The 18881-nt window shown below is 72.0% G+C and carries 22 protein-coding genes; 12 read left to right on the forward strand and 10 right to left on the reverse strand.

The window, feature by feature from the left end:
* Positions 1 to 14: 14 nt before the first annotated feature.
* Positions 15 to 218, reverse strand: coding sequence for a 50S ribosomal protein L35 (rpmI, locus tag FHY03_RS10955; protein ID WP_058755056.1), 204 nt, complete (start codon positions 216 to 218; stop codon positions 15 to 17).
* 195 nt (positions 219 to 413) lie between these two features.
* Here rpmI and FHY03_RS10960 point away from each other — a divergent pair, with 195 nt between their 5' ends.
* On the forward strand, positions 414 to 2570 hold the full coding sequence (locus FHY03_RS10960; protein WP_183930759.1) for an AsmA family protein: 2157 nt from the start codon (positions 414 to 416) through the stop codon (positions 2568 to 2570).
* A gap of 7 nt (positions 2571 to 2577) precedes the next feature.
* On the opposite strand, the gene FHY03_RS10965 is transcribed toward FHY03_RS10960, so the two are convergent.
* The 3 genes from FHY03_RS10965 to FHY03_RS10975 form a co-directional block, all read right to left on the reverse strand.
* The gene (locus FHY03_RS10965) at positions 2578 to 3231 is read right to left on the reverse strand and encodes an NADPH-dependent F420 reductase (protein WP_183930761.1); all 654 of its coding nucleotides are present in this window, start codon (positions 3229 to 3231) and stop codon (positions 2578 to 2580) included.
* Positions 3232 to 3312: 81 nt separating this feature from the next.
* The gene (locus FHY03_RS10970) at positions 3313 to 4545 is read right to left on the reverse strand and encodes an MFS transporter (protein ID WP_311721369.1); all 1233 of its coding nucleotides are present in this window, start codon (positions 4543 to 4545) and stop codon (positions 3313 to 3315) included.
* Between the two features lie 5 nt (positions 4546 to 4550).
* Positions 4551 to 4778: a hypothetical protein gene (locus FHY03_RS10975; protein WP_183930763.1), complete on the reverse strand. Its 228-nt coding sequence runs from the start codon at positions 4776 to 4778 to the stop codon at positions 4551 to 4553.
* 376 nt (positions 4779 to 5154) lie between these two features.
* Here FHY03_RS10975 and FHY03_RS10980 point away from each other — a divergent pair, with 376 nt between their 5' ends.
* The 6 genes from FHY03_RS10980 to FHY03_RS11005 all read left to right on the forward strand — a co-directional run bounded on the left by FHY03_RS10980 (position 5155) and on the right by FHY03_RS11005 (position 10846).
* On the forward strand, positions 5155 to 6288 hold the full coding sequence (locus FHY03_RS10980) for a hypothetical protein (RefSeq protein WP_183922328.1): 1134 nt from the start codon (positions 5155 to 5157) through the stop codon (positions 6286 to 6288).
* A gap of 196 nt (positions 6289 to 6484) precedes the next feature.
* Positions 6485 to 7681 carry a hypothetical protein gene (locus tag FHY03_RS10985; protein WP_183930765.1) on the forward strand — a complete coding sequence of 399 codons (1197 nt, stop codon included), beginning with the start codon at positions 6485 to 6487 and terminating at the stop codon, positions 7679 to 7681.
* Positions 7682 to 7747: 66 nt separating this feature from the next.
* On the forward strand, positions 7748 to 8107 hold the full coding sequence (locus FHY03_RS10990; RefSeq protein ID WP_183922324.1) for a hypothetical protein: 360 nt from the start codon (positions 7748 to 7750) through the stop codon (positions 8105 to 8107).
* A complete protein-coding gene (locus FHY03_RS10995; protein ID WP_183930766.1) occupies positions 8104 to 8832 on the forward strand; it encodes a C39 family peptidase in 729 nt (242 codons plus the stop codon). The genes FHY03_RS10990 and FHY03_RS10995 overlap by 4 nt, the downstream gene beginning before the upstream one ends.
* The gene (locus tag FHY03_RS11000) at positions 8829 to 9509 is read left to right on the forward strand and encodes a hypothetical protein (RefSeq protein WP_183930768.1); all 681 of its coding nucleotides are present in this window, start codon (positions 8829 to 8831) and stop codon (positions 9507 to 9509) included. Before FHY03_RS10995 ends, FHY03_RS11000 begins: the two co-directional genes overlap by 4 nt.
* Positions 9509 to 10846, forward strand: a complete 1338-nt coding sequence (locus FHY03_RS11005) for a transporter (protein ID WP_183930770.1) — start codon at positions 9509 to 9511, stop codon at positions 10844 to 10846. Before FHY03_RS11000 ends, FHY03_RS11005 begins: the two co-directional genes overlap by 1 nt.
* 6 nt (positions 10847 to 10852) lie before the next feature.
* Here FHY03_RS11005 and FHY03_RS11010 read toward each other — a convergent pair whose 3' ends face one another.
* A complete protein-coding gene (locus FHY03_RS11010) occupies positions 10853 to 11617 on the reverse strand; it encodes a hypothetical protein (protein WP_183922315.1) in 765 nt (254 codons plus the stop codon).
* Positions 11618 to 11671: 54 nt separating this feature from the next.
* A complete protein-coding gene (locus FHY03_RS11015; protein ID WP_183922313.1) occupies positions 11672 to 12406 on the reverse strand; it encodes an SDR family NAD(P)-dependent oxidoreductase in 735 nt (244 codons plus the stop codon).
* 90 nt (positions 12407 to 12496) lie between these two features.
* On the opposite strand from FHY03_RS11015, the gene FHY03_RS11020 reads away from it, so the two are divergent.
* The 5 genes from FHY03_RS11020 (at position 12497) to FHY03_RS11040 (ending at position 15536) form a co-directional block, all read left to right on the forward strand.
* A complete protein-coding gene (locus FHY03_RS11020; protein WP_183922311.1) occupies positions 12497 to 12898 on the forward strand; it encodes a helix-turn-helix domain-containing protein in 402 nt (133 codons plus the stop codon).
* A 95-nt stretch (positions 12899 to 12993) separates the two neighbouring features.
* Positions 12994 to 13572, forward strand: a complete 579-nt coding sequence (locus FHY03_RS11025; protein WP_183922309.1) for a LemA family protein — start codon at positions 12994 to 12996, stop codon at positions 13570 to 13572.
* A gap of 9 nt (positions 13573 to 13581) precedes the next feature.
* Positions 13582 to 14391, forward strand: a complete 810-nt coding sequence (locus FHY03_RS11030) for a YgcG family protein (RefSeq protein ID WP_260158880.1) — start codon at positions 13582 to 13584, stop codon at positions 14389 to 14391.
* Complete coding sequence (locus FHY03_RS11035) at positions 14391 to 15050, forward strand: TPM domain-containing protein (RefSeq protein ID WP_183930771.1); 660 nt, start codon at positions 14391 to 14393, stop codon at positions 15048 to 15050. Before FHY03_RS11030 ends, FHY03_RS11035 begins: the two co-directional genes overlap by 1 nt.
* A 57-nt stretch (positions 15051 to 15107) precedes the next feature.
* The gene (locus tag FHY03_RS11040; RefSeq protein WP_183922306.1) at positions 15108 to 15536 is read left to right on the forward strand and encodes a thioesterase family protein; all 429 of its coding nucleotides are present in this window, start codon (positions 15108 to 15110) and stop codon (positions 15534 to 15536) included.
* 4 nt (positions 15537 to 15540) lie between these two features.
* Here FHY03_RS11040 and FHY03_RS11045 read toward each other — a convergent pair whose 3' ends face one another.
* From FHY03_RS11045 to FHY03_RS11060, 4 genes are read right to left on the reverse strand one after another with little or no spacing between them, the layout of a single operon-like run.
* Positions 15541 to 15732, reverse strand: coding sequence for a hypothetical protein (locus FHY03_RS11045; RefSeq protein ID WP_183922304.1), 192 nt, complete (start codon positions 15730 to 15732; stop codon positions 15541 to 15543).
* 47 nt (positions 15733 to 15779) lie between these two features.
* Complete coding sequence (locus FHY03_RS11050; protein WP_183922302.1) at positions 15780 to 16430, reverse strand: peptidylprolyl isomerase; 651 nt, start codon at positions 16428 to 16430, stop codon at positions 15780 to 15782.
* 49 nt (positions 16431 to 16479) lie between these two features.
* Complete coding sequence (locus tag FHY03_RS11055; RefSeq protein WP_183930773.1) at positions 16480 to 17604, reverse strand: alpha/beta fold hydrolase; 1125 nt, start codon at positions 17602 to 17604, stop codon at positions 16480 to 16482.
* A 41-nt stretch (positions 17605 to 17645) separates the two neighbouring features.
* The gene (locus FHY03_RS11060; RefSeq protein ID WP_183930775.1) at positions 17646 to 18872 is read right to left on the reverse strand and encodes a histidine-type phosphatase; all 1227 of its coding nucleotides are present in this window, start codon (positions 18870 to 18872) and stop codon (positions 17646 to 17648) included.
* Positions 18873 to 18881: the final 9 nt, after the last annotated feature.

An 18881-nucleotide genomic window follows, 5' to 3' on the forward strand; every position in this document is an offset into this window, starting at 1 on the left:
TTCCTCCTCGTCGCTCAGTTCAGGCCGTACGGCGCCCAGGCCTTCACCGTGGCGGTGTCGGCCTTCGACAGCACCGTGGTGCCGCGGTTCTGGCGGATGTACTTGGCGTTGTGGCTGATGAGGCGGTGGCGCTTGCCGGCGACGCCGTGCTTGATCTTGCCGGTGGCGGTGAGCTTGAAGCGCTTCTTGACGCCGCTCTTGGTCTTGAGCTTGGGCATTTTCGTCCTTTCTGCTGGAGCGTTCGGCTGAAACGGCCGCGGCAGCCCTGGATGGCCGGGCCGTTCGTCACCGCCGATCGCTCGGAGAAGCGCGCGCCTTAGCCGCGCTCCCGGCGAAAAGCAACCGCCCGCATCTGGCACGGTCGCGCGCGCGGCAGCGGGAACCGCGCCGCCGAGTCGCGCGATTGGACCGCCATGGCAACGATCCCGCCCGACACGGTCGCCGCGCCCGCTCCGTCCGCGGCGTCGGCCGGCGCGGCGGGTACATCACCGCCGCCCGCGCCGCCGGAAAGCGCCGGCCGATCGCGCGGCCGCGGCTGGCGGATCGCGCGCAACGTCGCGCTGGGCCTCGTCGCGCTCATCGCCGCGATCTGGCTGGTGCTGTTCGTCACCAAGGGCCGCTTCCTCAAGCGCCCGTTCGAGAGCGTCGTCGGCAAGCTGACCCATCGCGAGGTGACCGTCGGAGGCGACTTCCAGCTCTATTTCGCGCCGCTCAAGATCAAGTTCTACGCCGAGCGACTCGCCATCGCCAACCCCGGCTGGGCCACGCGCCCGAACCTGTTCGCCGCGGAGCGGATCGATTCGCGGATCGCGCCGCTGTCGCTGCTGGTCGGCAAGCGCCGGCTCTACTGGCTCGATCTCACCAACGGGGCGGTCGACCTCGAGTGGGATCCCGCGCACACGCGCAACACCTGGACCTTCAGCGAGGACAAGGGCTCGGGCAAGCCGCTCGACCTGCCGCGGATCGATCGCGCCACCGTGACGGGCACGCAGGTGCGCTACCGCGACCCGCGGATGAGGCTGCTCGCCGACCTGACGCTCGACACGATCCGCTCGGCCGACGCGCGCATCGGTCAGGCGGTGGGGCTGAGCGGCACCGGGCAGCTGCGCGACACGCCCTTCACCCTGGCGGCACGGCTGCTCTCGCCCGACGCGACCGTGGCACGCGGGCGCAACGAGCTGGTCGCGCGCGCGCGGGTCGCAGGCAACATTGTCGACGTGGCCGGCACGCTGCCTAGCCTCGCCGAGTTCGAGGGCGTGCCGCTGGCGGTGCGCGCGACGGGGCGCAACCTGTCGACCCTGCTCGACGTCATCGGCGTGGTGATCCCCAACACTCGCACCTACCGGCTCGGCGCGCAGCTGGTGCAGAGCGGGAACGAATATCGTTTCACGCGGCTGCGCGGCACCTTCGGTGCCAGCGACGTCGCCGGGCGGCTGACCATCACCAACGGCGCGCGGCTCCACCTCGATTCGGAGCTGACGACCCGCCGGCTCGACATCGTCGATGCCGCGCCGTTCATCGGCTACAACCCGGACATCGTCGCGGAGAAGGGCGCGGTCGCCGCCGCCGCCGCGACCGGCGCCGCACCGGCGCGGATCCTGCCCGATGCCGCGCTGCCGGTGGCGACGATGCAACGCTTCGACGCCGACCTGAAGTGGCATATCGGCGTGGTGCGCTCGCGACGGGTGCCGATCGCCGACATCGACATGGTGCTCGATCTCGAGCGCGGACGGCTCGCGCTGTCGCCGCTCACCTTCGCGATGGCGCGCGGCAACGTCGCCGCCGACGCGATCTTCGACACGCGCGAGCGGCCCAGCGCGGTCAGCTATGACATCCGCCTCGCGCCCACCCCGATGGGGCGGCTGCTCGCCGGCTATGGCGTCGCCGAGTCGGGCACGTCGGGGACGATCCGCGGCCGCATCCAGCTGGCCGGGCGCGGCGACACGATCCACGACTCGCTCGCCAGCGCGCGTGGGCGGATCGCCTTCGTGATGCCCGCGGGCACGTTATGGACGCGCAACGTCGAGCTCGCCGAGATCGACCTCGGCACCTTCGTCCAGAAGATGTTCCAGCAGGAGCTCAAGGAGCCGGTGCGGATCAATTGCGGCCTGGTCGCCTTCACTGTCCGGGACGGTATCGCCGCGACCGACCCGGTCCTGATCGACACCAAGAACAACGTGATCCTGGCGCGCGGCGGATTCAGCTTCAAGACCGAGGCGCTGGACCTCGCCTTCCGCGCCGATTCGAAGAAGTTCAGCCTCTTCTCGGGCCAGTCGCCGGTCGGGTTGGGCGGCTATTTCGCGCAGCCGCAGCTGAACGTGATCTCGCCGCAGCTGGTGGTGCGCGCCGGGGCCGGGCTGGGCCTGGCGGTGGTGGCGACGCCGGTCGCGGCGCTGCTGGCGTTCGTCGATCCGGGCGACGCCAAGGCGGCGCAGTGCGGCCCGATCCTCGCGGGCAAGACCGCGGCGGCGCAGCGCGACGAGAAGGGCGAGCCGCGCACCGATGTCGGCAATGGCACGACCAGCAAGGCGCCGGCGCCGAAGCGGAAGAAGTTCCTGGGGATCTTCTAGGCCGCCCTCACCGCCACGATCCCTCGGGAAGGTCGACGTCGCGAACGGCCGCGTCGAGCGCGGCGACCAGCCCGGCGCGATCCAGCGGCACGCAATAGGCCGGCTTGGCGCGCTCGAACCGCCATCCCTCGGCCAGCGGTCCCACGTCGACCGCGCCGTAGCTGAGCGAGCCGTGCAACGCCGCTACCTGCGCGCAGGCGCCCTCGTCGTCGCCCGCGATCGGCAGCGCGCGGCGTGACCCGCCCGGCAGCACCGGCGGCGCGCGCAGGTCGCGCGCGAGGATGGCGTTGAATGCCTTCACCACCGTCGCCGCTGGAAAGTGACGCGCCACCATCTCGCTGGTCGTGGTCGAGCGCGAGTCGAGCGCGGCGATCGGGCCGTCGCGGTCGGGATAGTGGTTGTTGGCGTCGGCGACGACCCGACCCGCCAGCAGCCCCGGCGCGAGCGTGAATACCGCGGTGAAGGGGATCGCGAGCACCACCAACTCGCTCAGCGCGGGCACGTCGTCGGCGCGCGCGGCGGCGCAGCCGATCGTCGCGGCGAGGTCGTAGATGGTCTCGGGCGCGCGCGAGTTGGCGAGCGTCACCTCGTGCCCCACCACCACCGCGCGCCGCGCCAGCGCCTGGCCGACCTGGCCCGCCCCGATGATCCCGACCCGCATCGCTCACTCCGCACTGACCTCGGTGCTTTATAGCGGCGTGAAAGGGGGACAGCGGTCGGGGCGAGCGGAAGTGTCGCGCCGTCACGCCGAGGCGGGCGGCGGCGCGGTGCCAGGTTCCTCCGGCACGGCGAGCGGTCGCACCCGCACCAGCAGCACGCCGCCGAGCAGCGCGAGCCCCCCGAGCGCGGCGCAGAACAGCACGACCCCCGGCCAGCCGTGACGAGTCCAGGCAATGCCGCCCGCCGATCCGAGCACGCTCGAGCCGACATAGTAGAAGAACAGATACCACGCCGCCGCCTGCCCGCGCGCGGCGCCACCGCGACGGCCGACCCAGGCGCTCGCGATCGAGTGGGCGCCGAAGAAGCCGATCGTCAGCACCGCGATGCCGAGGATCACCAGCCACAAGGGCGTCGCCGCGGTGAGCGCCACCCCCGCGATCAGCAGCACGACCGGGACCCAGAAGACGCGGCGTCGGCCGAGTCGTCCCGCCAGCCCGCCGAACAGCCGCGAGCTGACGGAGCCGAGCACGTAGAGCAGGAACACCGCCCCGATCGTCGCCTGCCCGAGGCCGTACGGCGGCGCGAGCAGGTGGAAGCCGGCATAATTGTAGATCGTCACGAACGCGCCCATCAGCAGGAAGCTCTCGACGTAGAGCAGGCGCAGCCCGGGATCGCGGAACAGCGCCGCGGCGCCGCGCGGCAGCGCGAGCCAAGCGGCGTCGCTCGGCGCGAACCGGCGCGACGGCGGGGCCAGCCGGCGGAAGGCCTCGGCCAGCGCGAGCCCGATCAGGCCGACGCTCGCCAGCGCCCAGCGCCAGTCCGCCACCGCGGCGACGAGGCTGGCCACCAGCCGCCCGCCCATGCCGCCGAGCGCGCTGCCCGCGATATAGAGACCCATCGCCGCGCCGATCGAGGCTGAGTCGACCTCCTCGGCGACATAGGCCATCGCCACCGCCGGCACGCCCGCGAGCGCCAGCCCCGCGAGCAGCCGCAGCGCGAGCAGCCCGTACCAGCCGGGCACCACCGCCGCGGCCATCGTCAGCAGCGCCGCGGTGATCATCGCCGCCACCATCAGCGGGCGGCGCCCGACCCGGTCCGACACCGCGCCGGCGACGAGGATGCCGAGCGCGAGCGGCCCCGTCGCGAGTGACACCGCCAGCGACGCCGCCTCCGCGCTCAGGCGGAAGTGCGTGGCGAGCAACGGCAGCAGCGGCTGCACCGCGTACAAGGTGGAGAAAGTGGCGAAGCCGGCGAACAGCATCGCCAGCGTGAGGCGGCGATAGGCCGGCGAACCTGCCGCCAGTGCGGGCGGCACGGCGCTCAGCCGGTGCCCTGCGCGCGCGCCCCGGCGATCATGCGACGCGCGATCTCGCGCACGCCCTCGTCGTCCTTGCTGTCGTCCCGCGCCGGATCGCCAAGGTGCGACAGGCTCCCTTCGAGGAAGTCGAGCAGCCCGGGATCGCGCGACTCGACATATTCGATGAGCTTGAACAGCAGATGCTCGGTGGCGATCTCGCGCTGCCGCGTCCGGCTGAGGTCGTCTCTCATGGAGTGCTCCTTTCGAGCTTCTCTAACCCTTGGCGCCGGGCGCGGCTCCCCAACGAGGCAGCACCTTTGGCGTACGCTCGCCGAAATCGCGACATTTCCGCTGCCGAGCCGTTCGCGGGACGAACAAGATGCTGTTTACGCTTCATTTTACCGAGATCTCGCGGCACCATTCGCCCGCTCGAGCGGGCGGCGAAGGTGCGTCCCTTTTCGGGAAGGAAGCGCGCGCTTGGTCGCTTGCCGGTCCGTGGCAATCCCGCATGCTCACCGGGCTTGTCAGCTAACCTACGGTGACGACGCGAAGAACGAGAGAACGCCCACAACCACCGCATCGAACGCGGGGCGACCGGCACGGCCGGTCGGATAACAGGAGAGAGCTATGGTCAGCGTGCTGCACGGCTCGGCTGTCGTTGCCATGGTGGAGCAGGGCCAGAGCGAGGCCCGGCCCGCCAGCGCGCTGCCGCCCGATCGCGTCCTGAGCGCGGTCGCGTCGGCGGAGGTCGACGACCCGCTCGTCGCGGTTGCGCGCGACCATGCCCAGGCGCTCGACGCCGACGTGCTGCTGATCACCTGGCAGCCCCCCGCCGGCGCGCCGGTGGTGCTCTACGCCGGCGGCGCGGGGCTCACGCGCGAGCGGATCGATCGGCTCGTCGCCGAGCAGGCCGTGCATCCGGCGCGCGCGGCGCGCGAGTGGCGCCCGGAGAGCGAAGGCGACGAGGGCGGCGCACGGCTGCTCGCCGTCTTTCCCGCCGGCGATGCCATGGTGACGGTCACGACGCTGTTCGCCCGCCCGAGCGAGACGGCGCGGCGACGCGCCGAGGCCGAGGCCGCGCGCCGTCAAGCGCTGCTCGACGCCTTCTTCGCGTTATGGGCGCAGCGCGCGCGCGCGCAGGCGCAGGCGCGGGGCCTCGCCGAGGCGGTGAACCACAGCGACGTCGGCGTGCTGCTGGTCAACGCGCGCGGCCAGCTGATGCTTGCCAACGGGATCGCCGAGGCGCTGATGGCGCGCCAGGACGGGTTGCGGCGCAGCGGCACGCTGCTGAGCGGCAGCCGCCTGCCCGACACGCTGCGGCTGCAGACCGCGATCGACCATGTCGTCGGCGGCGGCACGTCGCGCACACGGGCCGCCGCGCCGGTGATCGCGCTGGGCCGCGCCGAGCGGCGGCCGCTGCTGGTCGCGATCGTCGCCACCGACCAGCCGCCCGTCACCGCCGAGGACTGCGCCGCGATCCTCTATGTCTTCGATCCGGCGCAGGAGCTGCGCCGGCTGATCGAGCCCGTGTGCAAGCTCTATGGCCTATCGCCGGTAGAGACCCGGCTCACCTGCCTGCTCGCGGACGCGCTGAGCCTGGCCGATGCCGCCGCGGCGATGCACGTGCGCGAGCAGACCGCGCGCTCCTACCTCAAGCAGATCTTCCTCAAGACCGACACCAACCGGCAGGCCGAGCTGGTGTGGCTGATGCTGAAGAGCGCGGTGCGCCTGGCGCCGATCTGCCGCACGACTTTCGTGTGAACACCCCCTGAACGAGGGGGGCGGCTTTCCCCGAACGAGGGCAAGGGAATCACTTATGTCGGGGCAGAGAAGCGCCAGCGAAGTCCGCATACCGATAACGTACCGAGGATACGGTGCCGCACCGCTCCTCCGACGACGGCGACGTCGCGCGGTCAACAGGGGGCGTGGCGATCACGTGATAGCGAGGAACGCCGACATGAAAGCACCATTCTACCGCTCCTGCTCCGTCGCCGCGCTGCTGATCGCAGCCCCCGCGGTGGCGCAGACCGCCGACCCCAGCAACGGCGCGAGCGCGGGGCAGAACGCCGCCGCGGGCGGCTCCACCGCCTCGACCGACAGCTCGAACAACTCGACCAACGACTACTCGAACAGCTCGACGAACGACTGGTCGAACAACTCGACCGCGGACAATTCGAACAGCTCGACGACGGATAACTCGAACAGCTCGACCACTGATAATTCGAATAGCTCGACCAACGATTACTCGAACAACGCGGTGACCACGTCGGACAGCTCGAACAATTCGACCAACACGGCGGACAGCTATAACTCGTCCACGTCGGACAGCTCGAACAACTCGACCACGACCACCGACGCCTCGGACAACTCGACCACCGACAATTCGGTGACCACCAGCGACAGCGGCAATGCCACCGCCTCGGCCGGTCGTGTCGCCGCCAACAACAGCGCATCCGCGACCGACAACACCAACAACTCGTCGAGCGACTCCTCCAACAGCTCGACCAACACGACCGACAGCTACAACGACAACTCGACGACCACGACGACGACCACCGACGCCTCGGACAACTCGTCGACGGATAACTCCGACAGCTCGATGACGGACAACTCGAACAGCTCGACGACCGACAATTCCAACAGCTCGACCAACAACAGCAACAACGACAGCTCGACGACGACGACGACAGACGCGTCGGACAATTCGACCACCGACAACTCGAATAATTCGACCAACGACAATTCGAACAGCTCGACGACCGACAACTCCAACAACTCGGTCAACAACAGCAACAACGACAGCTCGGACAACTCGACCGACAATTCGGTCGCGAACAGCAACAACGACAGCTCGGATCACTCGATCTCGCTGGTCGGCACCTCGGCGACCGCCTCCGCGTCCAACGCCAACGTGTTCGGCGACAGTCCCATCGTCGCCAGCTCGACGCTGTCGAGCTACGTCACCGGTGTCTCGGTGAGCTTCGGTGGCGGCGGTGAGGGTGGCACGCCCGGCGCGGCCAACCAGCTGAGCAACAGCGGCGGCGCGTTCCAGAACTACGCCGGCATGCAGGCGCTCAACCAGAACACCGGCGTCGGTGCCTCGCAGAACGCGAGCGTGTCGGTCGCGGTGTCGACCGGCGACGTCACCTTCTGATGCCCCCCGGGCCGGCGGCGATGCCCCTCGCCGCCGGCCCACCTTCGACCAACCAGGAGCGTGCCGATGCCCCGCCTCATTCCCCTCTGCCTCTGGGCATCGCCGCTGCTCCTCGTCGGCGCGCTCGCCGCCGCGCCCGCCGCAGCACAGACCGAGGCGACGCCGTTCGCCACCGCGGCGCTCGACGAGGACGCGCTGGCGCACATCGCCGGACGCGAGGACACGCGCCAGTCGGCGCTGGCCGAGCAGAACGCCGGCGTCGCGCACAACAGCGTCGGCGACAACGTCCGCACCGGCGACGCCACGATCGACGGTCAGGCGTTTCAGAACATGTCGGGCCTGTCGGTGCTGAGCGTCAACACGGGCAACAATGTCGCGATCAACGCCGCGATGAACGTCACGATCGCGCTCTCGCCCACCCCATGACCTTAGCCGCGCCCGTCCACCGCCAGATCGCGGCCGTGCTGCTGGCGCTCGGCGCCACGGCATGCGCGGGCGACGTCGCGCCCGGCTCGCGCTTCGTCGGCGGCGCCGGCGCCGGGCCGGTCGGCGACTATCGCGTGCCGGTCCGCTCGATGGCGGAGCGGCGCTTCGACGGCATCGTGCGCCAGCGCTACGATTTCAGCTGCGGCTCGGCCGCGCTCGCGACGTTGCTGCGCTATCATTACGACCTCGACGTGCGCGAGGATCTCGCCTTCCGCGGCATGTGGCTGCGCGGCGACCAGCAGCAGATCCGCCGGCTCGGCTTCTCGCTGCTCGACATGAAGCGCTGGCTCGCCAGCCGCGGGCTGCGCGCCGATGGCTACAAGGTGTCGCTCGACAAGGTGCGCCAAACGGGTGTGCCGGGGATCGCCCTGATCGCGATCCGCGACTACCGCCACTTCGTCGTGGTGAAGGGCGTGAGCGCGCGCGAGGTGCTGCTCGGCGATCCCTCGAGCGGCGTCACCGTGATGCTCCGCGCCGCCTTCGAACAGGCGTGGAACGGCATCTATTTCGTGCTCGCCGACGACCAGCCGCTCGCCAAGACGCGGTTCAACCGCGAGGCGCAGTGGCTCGCCTATGCGCGCGCGCCGATCGGCGGCCGCTTCTCCGATCCGGTCAGCCAGCAGGCGCTGTCGATCACCGCGCCGTCGTACGGGGACATATCATGAGCGGCGCGGCGCTGATGCTGCTCGGCCTGGGTCAGGCGCTGTTCGGCGCGCTCGCGCCCGTCCCCGACTCGGCGCTGGCGGAGGAGCGCGGCGGCTTCATGCTGCCGGGCGGGATCGACGTCGCGCTGACGGTGCAGACGCAGACCGCGGTCGACGGCGCGGTCGTGCTGCGCACCGTGTTCCAGGCGAGCCAGGGCACGCCGACGCTGACCGTCTATGCGCCGCGCGCGGGCGAGACCGTCGCCGCCGCGCCCGCGGTGGCGACCAGCGGCGCCGGCGCACGGGCGCCGAGCGTGACATACGACACGCGCACCGGTTTCCAGGTGACGCCCGGCACGAGCGCGCCGGGCGTCGCCGTCGCCGCGGCGGGAGCGGCGGCGTTGCCCGCGGGACTCGAGGCGGTCGCCGGGGGCATGACCGACCATGGCGTGATCACACAGGCGCAGCAGGGGGGCACACGGACGGTGGAACTGAGCGGCAGCGATCTCACGGTGACTCATCTCGCCGGCAACGTCTTCGGCACCGCGATCGCCAACTCGGGAAGCGACCGCGTCATCGACACGCAGACCAGCGTCGCGATCGATCTCGGCGCGGCGGGCGCCGAACTGCTCGCCGGCTCGGCGCTGCTGCGAGTCGGCGAGATCGCGGGCGCCGCCACCGCGATGCGGGCGCAGTGATGCGGCGAGTCGCGCTCGCGCTGCTCGCCACGACGATCATCACCGCTCCCGCCGAGGCGCAGCCGGCACGCCGGCGCGCGCCGCTGCAGCGCCAGCTCGATCAGGCGCTCCAGTTGATCGAGGCGCAGCGCGCGCGGCTCGACGCGCAGGCGGCGGAGCTCGCCGAGCTGCGCCGCCGCGTCGACGCCCAGTCAGAGGCGGTCGCGCGCGCCGAGTCGGCGCCGCTGCCGCAGCTCGCCGCCGCGCCGCCGCGCGCGCCGGCGGTCGCCGCGGCGCAGGGCGCGGCGCCGGGCGCACCGGGCGACGCCGCGGGCGTGCTCCAGCCCCCGCTCGAGAGAGTCGGCCAGGCGCCCGAGGACGCCGAGCAGCCGATCCAGCTCGCGGTGCTCGACAGCCAGTCGAGCGTGGTCACGCGCAAGGGCCAGCTCACCGGCGAGTTCCAGGTCGATTACGCGCGCGCCGATCGCAGCCGCGCGGTGTTCCGCGGCGTCGAGCTGGTCGAGGCGGTGCTGGTCGGCGTATTCGACATCAACGAGAGCCGCCAGGACGTGCTCACCGCCTCGGCGGCGCTGCGCTATGGCCTCACCGACCGGTTCGAACTGGGCGTGCGCGCGCCCTTCATCCACCGCGCCGACGCCTCGATCATCGCGCCGATCGCGGGCAGCACCAACAACGACCAGGCCGCGACGATCGACAGCTCGGTCAAGGGCACAGGCATCGGCGACATCGAGCTGACCGCGCGCTACCAGCTGCTCAGCGGCGGCAACGGCCGGCCCTATCTGATCGGCAACCTCCAGGGCGTGCTCCCGACCGGCACCGATCCCTTCGCGATCCGCCGCGACGACCTCGGCCGGCCGACGCGTGCCGCCACCGGCGCTGGCTTCTGGGGCGTCGCGCCGAGCGTCACCGCGATCCTGCCGAGCGATCCGGTCGTGCTGTTCGGCACGCTCGGCTATACGTTCAACCTGCCGCGCGACGTCAACACGCGCATCCCCCCGGTGGTGATCACCTATGTCGACCCGGGCGACGCGATCTCGGGCTCGGCGGGGATCGGCATCTCGCTCAACCAGCGCACCACGGTGAACTTCGGCTACGCGCATACCTGGGCGTTCGGCACGCGGACGCGCACCATGCTGATCGAGCCCACCGCCGCCTGGCCGGGCGAGCGCGAGACGATCTCGCGCGACCTTCAGATCGGGCGCTTCCTGTTCGGCGTGACCTATCGCGTCACCGACCGCGCCAGCCTCAACTGGTCCGTCGAGGTCGGCGCCACCGAGGACGCGACCGACCTGCGCACCGTGCTGCGCGTGCCTGTGGTGCTGCTGACGGGGCGGTGAGGGGGGTCAGCGCAGCTCGCCGTCGGCGTCGTATTTGAGTTCGAGGTAGCGGCCCTGCACCGCGATCCCGTCGAGCGCGCCGCGGCCGAGCTGCGAGTCGACGCGCGCGAGCTCGCCGTCGAGCAGACGCAGCCCGTTCTCGAGCAGCAGGTCCGGCGCGGGCGCTCCGTCGCGCGCGCTGCCGCGCAGCGAGATCGGCACCGCGCGCCAGCCGTCCACCAGATCGGGCAGCTCGACCGCGATCAGCGCGCGGACCTGCGCCGCCGCCGGGCTGCGCGGGTCGAGCTGGGCGAGCCGCGGCGCGAGCGTCTCGAGCCGCTGCGCCATCGTCTCGCTCAGCCGCAGCGCGGGCGGCGGCAGCCCGCGGCGCTGCGCGGCGAGCCACAGCGCCGCCTCGGCGGCGAGGTCGGGCAACGCCGCGCCGGCGAGCGCCTCGCGCCCCGGCGCGCGCGGTGCCGCGCGGATCAGCACCAGCGTCGTCAGCAGCAGCATCAGCGCCGCGGCGACCGCGAGCGCCACCGCGGGCGCCACCGCGATCGCGAGCAGCGCCCACACCAGCAGCGACGCCGCGGCGGCGAGCACGACCCGCACGAGCAGCCGGCGGTGACGCCGCGCGCGCGCCTCGCGTTCGCGCCGCGCCTGCGCGCGCCCCTCGGGCGAGACGCGGCGCAGCAGCTCCTCGGCCTGGGTGAGGCCGACGTCGGCGAAGCCCGCGGCGACGCTGCGCGCGCGCTCGACCATCGGCGTGCCTTGGCGGGGATCGGGTTCCATCCCCGGAGGTTGCCGCTGTTCGGCGGCGCGGTCCAGTGAGTCGCCGCGGTGTGCTCAGATCTGCGCCAGGCCGCCGTCGGCGAAGACCTCGCTGCCGGTCATAAAGCTGCTGTCGGACGAGGCGAGGAAGGTCGCTACCGCGGCGATCTCGTCGGGCTGGCCGACGCGACCGATCGGCGTGCCCGCGCCCAGCTCCACCATCGCGTCGCGGCCGACCACCTCCTGCGCCAGTTCGGTCAGCGTCGGCCCGGGCGAGAGCACGTTGACGCGGATGCCGGTGCCGCGCAGGTCCTGCGCCCAGCTGCGCGCGAAGTTGCGCACCGCCGCCTTGGTCGCGCTGTAGACGCTGAACGCGGGCGTGCCCATCGAACCGGTCGTCGAGCCGGTGAGGATGATCGAGCCGCCCGCGCGCATCAGCGGCAGCGCCGCCTGCACCGTGAACAGCACGCCCTTCACGTTGATGTCGAAGGTGCGCTGATATTGCTCCTCGGTGATCTCGCCGAGCGGGACGAGGTCGCCGTGGCCGGCGTTGGCGAACAATATGTCGAGCGTGCCGCGCTCGGCCCTCACTTGATCGAACAGCCGCGCGAGGTCGGCGAGGTCCGACACCGATCCCTGCACTGCGCGCGCACTGGCGCCAAGCGCCTCCACCGCGCGGTCGAGCGGCTCTCGTCGGCGCCCGGTGACATAGACGAACGCACCCTCGTCGACGAAGCGCTTGGCAGTGGCGAAGCCGATGCCGGTCCCGCCGCCGGTCACCACCGCGGTCTTGCCATCCAGTTTCTTCATGGTCGTCTGCTCCGTTCTTTTGAACTGGCGCAGAGCTGATCACGTGCCTACCTGGTGACAAGTATGCACCTTTTGGTAAGTACCCGAAATATGACGAACACTACCGATCTTCCCGCGCCCGGCTTCAGCTGCGGGCTCGACGCCACGCTCCGCGTCATCGCGGGCAAGTGGAAGCCACTGATCATCTACTTTCTCATGCAGGGGCCGAATCGCTACGGCGCGCTCAAGCGCGCGGTCCGCGGCGTCAGCGACAAGGTGCTGATCCAGCAGCTTAAGGAACTGGAGGCGGACGGCATCGTCATCCGGCGCGACTATCACGAAGTGCCGCCGCGCGTGGATTACACGCTGACCCCGCTCGGCCACGGCCTCGCCGCCGCGCTGGCGCCGCTGTGCGAGTGGGGCAGCGCGAACATGGCGGCGGTGACGCGCCTGCTCGAGGAGCGCGCGCGCTGGCAGGCGCCACCCCCCGCGCTCGCGCCCGTCGGCGGCTGACGGCCGCGAGAAGATCGTTACTCCCCTGGTAACTTTTACCGCTACGCCCGCGTTGGCGCCGGCGTATAGTTCGCGGGAAACGAGGGGATTACGAGATGATGCACCGCCGCGCCGCCGCGCTCGTGATGGCCCTGCCGCTCGCCGCCTGCGGGGTGAACAGCGTCCCCACCGCCGAGGAGAACGCCAAGGCGCGCTGGGCCGACGTGCAGAACGAATATCAGCGCCGCGCCGACCTGATCCCCAACCTCGTCGCGACGGTGAAGGGCTATGCCAAGCAGGAGTCGGACGTGCTGACCCGAGTCACCGAGGCGCGCGCCTCGGCCAATCGCGTGCAGGTGAGCGGCGACCAGCTCAGCGACCCGGCCGCGGTACAGCGCTACGCCGCCGCGCAGAACGCGGTGACGCTGTCGCTGCAGCGACTACAGGAGGCCTATCCCGACCTCAAGTCGAACCAGAACTTTCTCTCGCTCCAGTCGCAGCTGGAGGGGACCGAGAACCGCATCACCGTCGCGCGGCGCGATTACAACCAGGCGGTGCAGGACTATAACACGCGGATCCGCACCTTCCCCGACGCGGTCGGCGCCAAGATCTTCTACGGCGCCAAGCCGCTGGTCCCGTTCCAGGCGACGAGCCCCGGCGCCGAGCAGGCCCCAACCGTCAACTTCGGCAGCTGAGCCGCGACGATGATCGCGGGCGTGCTCGGGCGCGACTCGATGCGGCGCTGGTGCGCGTTGCTGGTGGCGCTGCTGTGGCTGGCGGTGGCGGCGAGTGCGGCCGCGCAGCAGTTCCCGCCGCTGACCGGCCGCGTCGTCGACGCTGCCAAGCTGCTCGACGCCGACCAGATGCGCCAGCTCGACCAGCTCTCCGCCGCGGTCGAGCAGGCCTCGTCGCGCCAGCTCGTCGTCGCCACCGTGCCGAACCTCCAGGGCTATACGATCGAGGACTATGGCTATCGGCTCGGCCGCGCCTGGGGCATCGGCCAGAAAGGCGCCAACAACGGTGTGATCCTGCTGGTGGCGCCGAATGAGCGCAAGGTGCGGATCGAGGTCGGCTATGGGCTCGAGCCGATCGTCACCGACGCTTATGCCAGCATCGTCGTCAACCAGACCATCCTGCCGCGCTTCCGCGACGGCGACATGGCGGGCGGGATCGTCGCCGGCGCGCAGCAACTCGCCGAGCAACTCAAGCTACCGCTCGAGGCCGCGGAGCGCCGCGCGGCGCAGGCCAGCGCCAAGCCGGCGCGCGCCGAGAACGGCGGCGACTGGATGGTCGCTGCCTTCTGGATCGCGGTGGTGCTCGTCTTCGTGCTGCTGCCGCTGCTGCGCCGCTCCGCCGGGGGGAAGCGCTATCGCGGCGGGTTCGCGCCGGTGGTGATCTGGGGCGGCGGCGGATCGGGCTGGGGCGGCGGCGCGTCGGGGGGCGGCTTCTCCGGCGGGGGTTTCTCCGGCGGCGGCGGCTCGTTCGGCGGCGGCGGCGCGAGCGGTAGCTGGTGATGGCGCGGCTGGTGCTCAGACCTGCGGAGCGCGCCACGGTGACCGAGGCCGTCACCGCGGCCGAGCGCGCCACCGACGGCGAGATCGTCACCGTGGTGAGCGAGCGGTCCGATGCCTATCACGACGTCGCGCTCCATTATGCGCTGCTCGCCATGCTGGCGGCGCCCGCGGTGGCAGCGCTGTGGCCGGCGTCGCTTACGCCCGGGAATGGCTGGGGCGAGTCGCGCGCGACCGCACTGGCGCTGCTGCTCGTGGCACAGGCCGCCACCTTCCTCGTCGCGCGACTGCTGCTCGCCTGGATGCCGCTACGGCTGGCGCTCACCCCGCGCGCGACCAGGCGGCGCCGCGTGCGGCGGCGCGCGCTGCTCTATTTCCGCCTCGCCGCCGAGCGCCGCACCGCCGGGCGCGAGGCGGTGCTGCTCTACCTCTCGGCCGACGAGCGCGCCGCCGAGATCGTCGCCGACCGCGCGGTCCACGCCGCGGTGCCGCCCGAACGCTGGGGCGCGGCGATGGCGGCGCTGGTCGATTCGGTGCGGGCAGGGCAGGCGGGCGAGGGCATGGTCGCGGCGGTGGGGGCGATCGGCGCGATCCTGGCCGAGCAGCTGCCCAAGAGCGCGACCGACGTCAACGAGCTGCCCGACCGCGTGATCGAGCTATAAGGCACGCGGCCCGCCGCGGTTGACCCGACGCCTCCGCGCCCTCACAGCGCGCGGCCTATGACCCGTCCCGGCTTCGCCTTCTCCACCCGCTTCCGCGTGCGCTACGCCGAAATCGACGGTCAGCGCGTCGTCTTCAACTCGCGCTACCTCGAATATGCCGACGTCGCCGCGACCGAATTCTGGCGCGCCAGCGGCATCGCCGAGGCGCTCGGGCCGGTGTGGGAGGACAGCGAGTTTCACATCCGCCGCGCCGAGCTCGACTATCTCGCGCCCTTCACCTGGGGCGACGAGGTCGAGGCGCATGTGCGAGTCGAGAAGCTCGGCACCACCAGCATGACACTGCGCTTCGAGCTGACCAACCCGGCCACCGGCGCGCTGTGCAGCGTGATCACGATGGTGAGCGTCAACGTCCACCTGCCGACCGGCCGGCCGGTGCCGATCGCCGACGCGGTGCGCGCCTATGTCGAGGCGCTGCCACGCGGGTGAGAGGCTATTGGCCGTCGCTCGGTCCACGGCCGGCGCCGACTGCGCTGTCCTCGCCGGTGGCGCGGCCGCCGTCCTTCTTCGGATAGGCCTCGGGCGTGGTGCCGCCCTGGTTCTTGACCGCCTGCTCGTCGCCCGCGTCGCGGACCTTGCCGTCCTGGCGGAAATCGCCGCCCGGCTTGTTCGGCTGTTCGCTCATGTCACTCTCCTTCGCTGCCCCCCTAACGAGCCGAGAGCGCCAGGAGTTCAGCCGTCGCGGCGGCGCTCGATCAGCCAGGGGCGCGGGCGGCCGGTCGGCTTGGCGGTGCCGTCGAGCCGCGTCGCCTTGTTGACGCGGACCGGCTGGAGCATCAGCGTGCCCTTCATCCCGCCCCCGGTGGGCTCGGCCAGGATGCGCTTCACCGTCGCCTGCCCCGCCACCACTCGACCGAAAGCGGCATAGCCCGGGTTGGTCGGTGTCCAGTCCATCGAGGGGATCGCGCCGACGGTGATGAACCAATTGCCGTTCGCCGCGCCGGGTGGGCCGAGTCGCGCCATCGAGATCGTCATGTCGAGATGCTTGATCCCGGTCTGCTTGGTCGATTCGTGCGGGATCGTGTCGAGGAAGCGGCGCGCGTCGGTGCGGATACCCGACTGGACGAAGCCGTAGCGTGGGTCGCGCTTGTTGCGTGCGGTGCGGTAGAAGCTGACGCCGTCGAACCGCCCGTCGTCGACGTAGCGCATGAAATTGGCGGTGGTCACCGGCGCGTGGCGCGCGTCGAGCGCGAGCACGATCGGGCCGTCCGCGGTGTCGAGCCGGACCCGCACCCAGCCGGGCGTGGCGCGATCGGCGCGCTGCGCCGCGGCGGGGGGGGAGAGCAGCGCGGCGAGCGCGACGAGCGGGAGCAGGGGACGCATGCGCTCGGCGCTAGGTCGCGCGGCGCACGCGCGCAAGCCGGCCGCGCGATCAGCGCGGGGCCGAGCGCGCGAGCAGCGCGACGAGGTCGTCCTTCCACAGCCGCGCCCAGGTGTGGCTGCCGTGGCCGCGCGTCGCCACGCTCTCGGGGATCAGCCGAAAGCGGGCATCGCGCATCCGCTTCACCGCCCGGTCGGGATAGTCGAGCGCGCGCGGGTTGATGAAATCGTCCGCCGAGTTGATCCAGGTCAGCGGCGCGGTGATCGCCTCCAGCCGCGGCCACGGATCGTAGCTGCGCGACGAGTCGAGCGCCCAAATCAGGTCGTTGGCGTCGAGCCCCTTGAGCGAGGCGGCGACGCGCTGGCGCGCGTAATCGGCCGCGGCGTCGCGCGTCGGATAGGCGTCCTGAAGGTAGATCGGCGCGCCGCCTGCGACGAACAGCAGCGCGGCCGCGCCGCGCAGCCCGGCGAGCGGCTGCGCCTGATAGCGACCGCCGGCATAGGCCGGGTCGGCGGTGATCGACTCGATCGCGAGCTGGCGCCACATCCGGTTGAGCCCGGCGATCTGTACTGCCTCACAACCGAGCGGCATCAGCGCGCGCGCGGCATCGGGCCAGCGCTCGCCCCACTGCAGCGCGTGCATGCACCCCATCGACGTGCCCATCAGCAGCCGCAGCCGCTTGATCCCGAGCGTCTCGGTCACCAGACGGTGCTGGAGCGCGACCATGTCGTCGTAATCGTAGCGCGGGAACGCGGGGCCCATACCGTCGGACGGCTTGGACGAGCCGCCGTGCCCGATATTGTCGGGCAGGATGACGTAGTAGCGCGTGATGTCGAGCGGCTGGCCGGGGCCGTAGAGCGCGTCGGCGAACTGCGGCTGGAGGAACTGCTTGCCGGTGCCCCCGGTGCCGTGGAGCACCATCACGGCATTGTCGATCTCGCCGCGCGAGTCGCGATGTGGCGTGCCCAACGTCGTGTAATGGAGCCGGACCCGCGCCATCGTCCCGCCCGCGGCGAAGGTCACGTCGCGCAGCTCGGCGTCCGCCTCGCGGGTCGGCCAGATGCGTGCGGCTGCGGGCTGCGGCGCCGCGGCAGTGATCGGCGGGCGCTGGCCCTGCTGCTGGGCGAGCGCGGGCGAGGCGGCGAGCCCGATCAGGGCGAGGAGTGAGCGGATCATGCCACCTTGTCGGCGAGCCGCCGCGGGGGCGCAAGCCGCGCTCAGCCCGCGGTGCGCGCGCGCAGCAGCCGAACGACGTCGCCGAGCGGGCAGCTTCGCTCCGGGCCGCCCGCGCAACTGGGGATCGCGAGCCGGGTCACGGTGCCGCCGCGCGCGAGGCGACGCAGCTGCGTCGGCGACTGGGTGCGATAGGTCGCGCGGACGAAGCGCGCCCCGGCGCGGCCGCGCAGGAGCTCCAACACCAGCGCGCCACCGGGGGCGACGTCGCCGGCGGCATAGCCCGGCGCGGTCAGCGTCACCCCCAGCACCGCAGCGAGCGCGGTGACGTTGGTGTCATGCCCGACCAGCAGCTCGATCGCGGGGCCGTCGCGCGCGGTGAGCCGCTCCTCGATGCGGCGCGCGAGCGGCCCCGCCTGGCGCGCCGCCATGTAGGGCGGTCGCGAGAAGACGTCGAACAGCGCGGCGTGGAGCGCGCCGAGCCGGCGCAGCGCCGCGGCGTCGACCCGCGCCCAGGGCGTGCGCGCGGTCAGCCCCTCGGCATATTGCAGCAGCAGCACCTGCGCGGTGCCCGAGACGTCGCGGATCGGGCCGCTCAACTCGATCGCGCGCCCGTCGGCGCTCGGGCGCAGCGTCGCCGGCGGATCGGGTCTACAGCCGGCCGGATCGCCGCAGCCGAGCGCGCGGTCGAGCTCGGCGCGCTGCGGCCGGAAGCGATCTGCCATCTGCTCGACCCCGCCGGTATAGGCCTGGATCGACTCGATCGCGGCGCGCGGGTCGAACGGCGCCGCCCCCGCGCGCAGCGGTTCGAACAAGGGGTCGACCTCACCCGGGCCGCGATGGCCGACCGGCACGACGCAGCCGGGCACGAGCCCCTCCACCAGCGCGGCGCCGCTCGCGATGGTCCGCTCGGCGGTGTTCGTCCAGACGCTCAGCTGGCCGGGGTCAGGGCAGCGCCCGCGCGCGGTGAGCCCGAGCGAGTCGAGCCAGCGGCGCGCCAGCGCGCCCTCGTTCCGCAGTGCGCGCGCGCCGTGTGGGGTGAGCCGCTCGGGGGCCACCGGCCAGCGCGGCCACGGCGCGTCGGTGCGCGTGCCCTCGGGCACCTCACCCGGGATCGGCGCGCGCACGCCGTGGCGCACCAGCGCGACCACCCGCTCGACGCGGAGCTCGTGCGGTCGCACCGCGCCGCGCGGGGCGGCGTCGAGCGGCGCGGCGAGCAGGAGCGCGAGCGGCGCCAGCGATCGTGTCCAGCGTGTGATCCGTCCCGTCATGCCCGCCTC

The sequence above is a fragment of the Sphingomonas sp. BK345 genome (genome assembly GCF_014193845.1).
In the GTDB taxonomy this organism is placed as follows: domain Bacteria; phylum Pseudomonadota; class Alphaproteobacteria; order Sphingomonadales; family Sphingomonadaceae; genus Sphingomonas.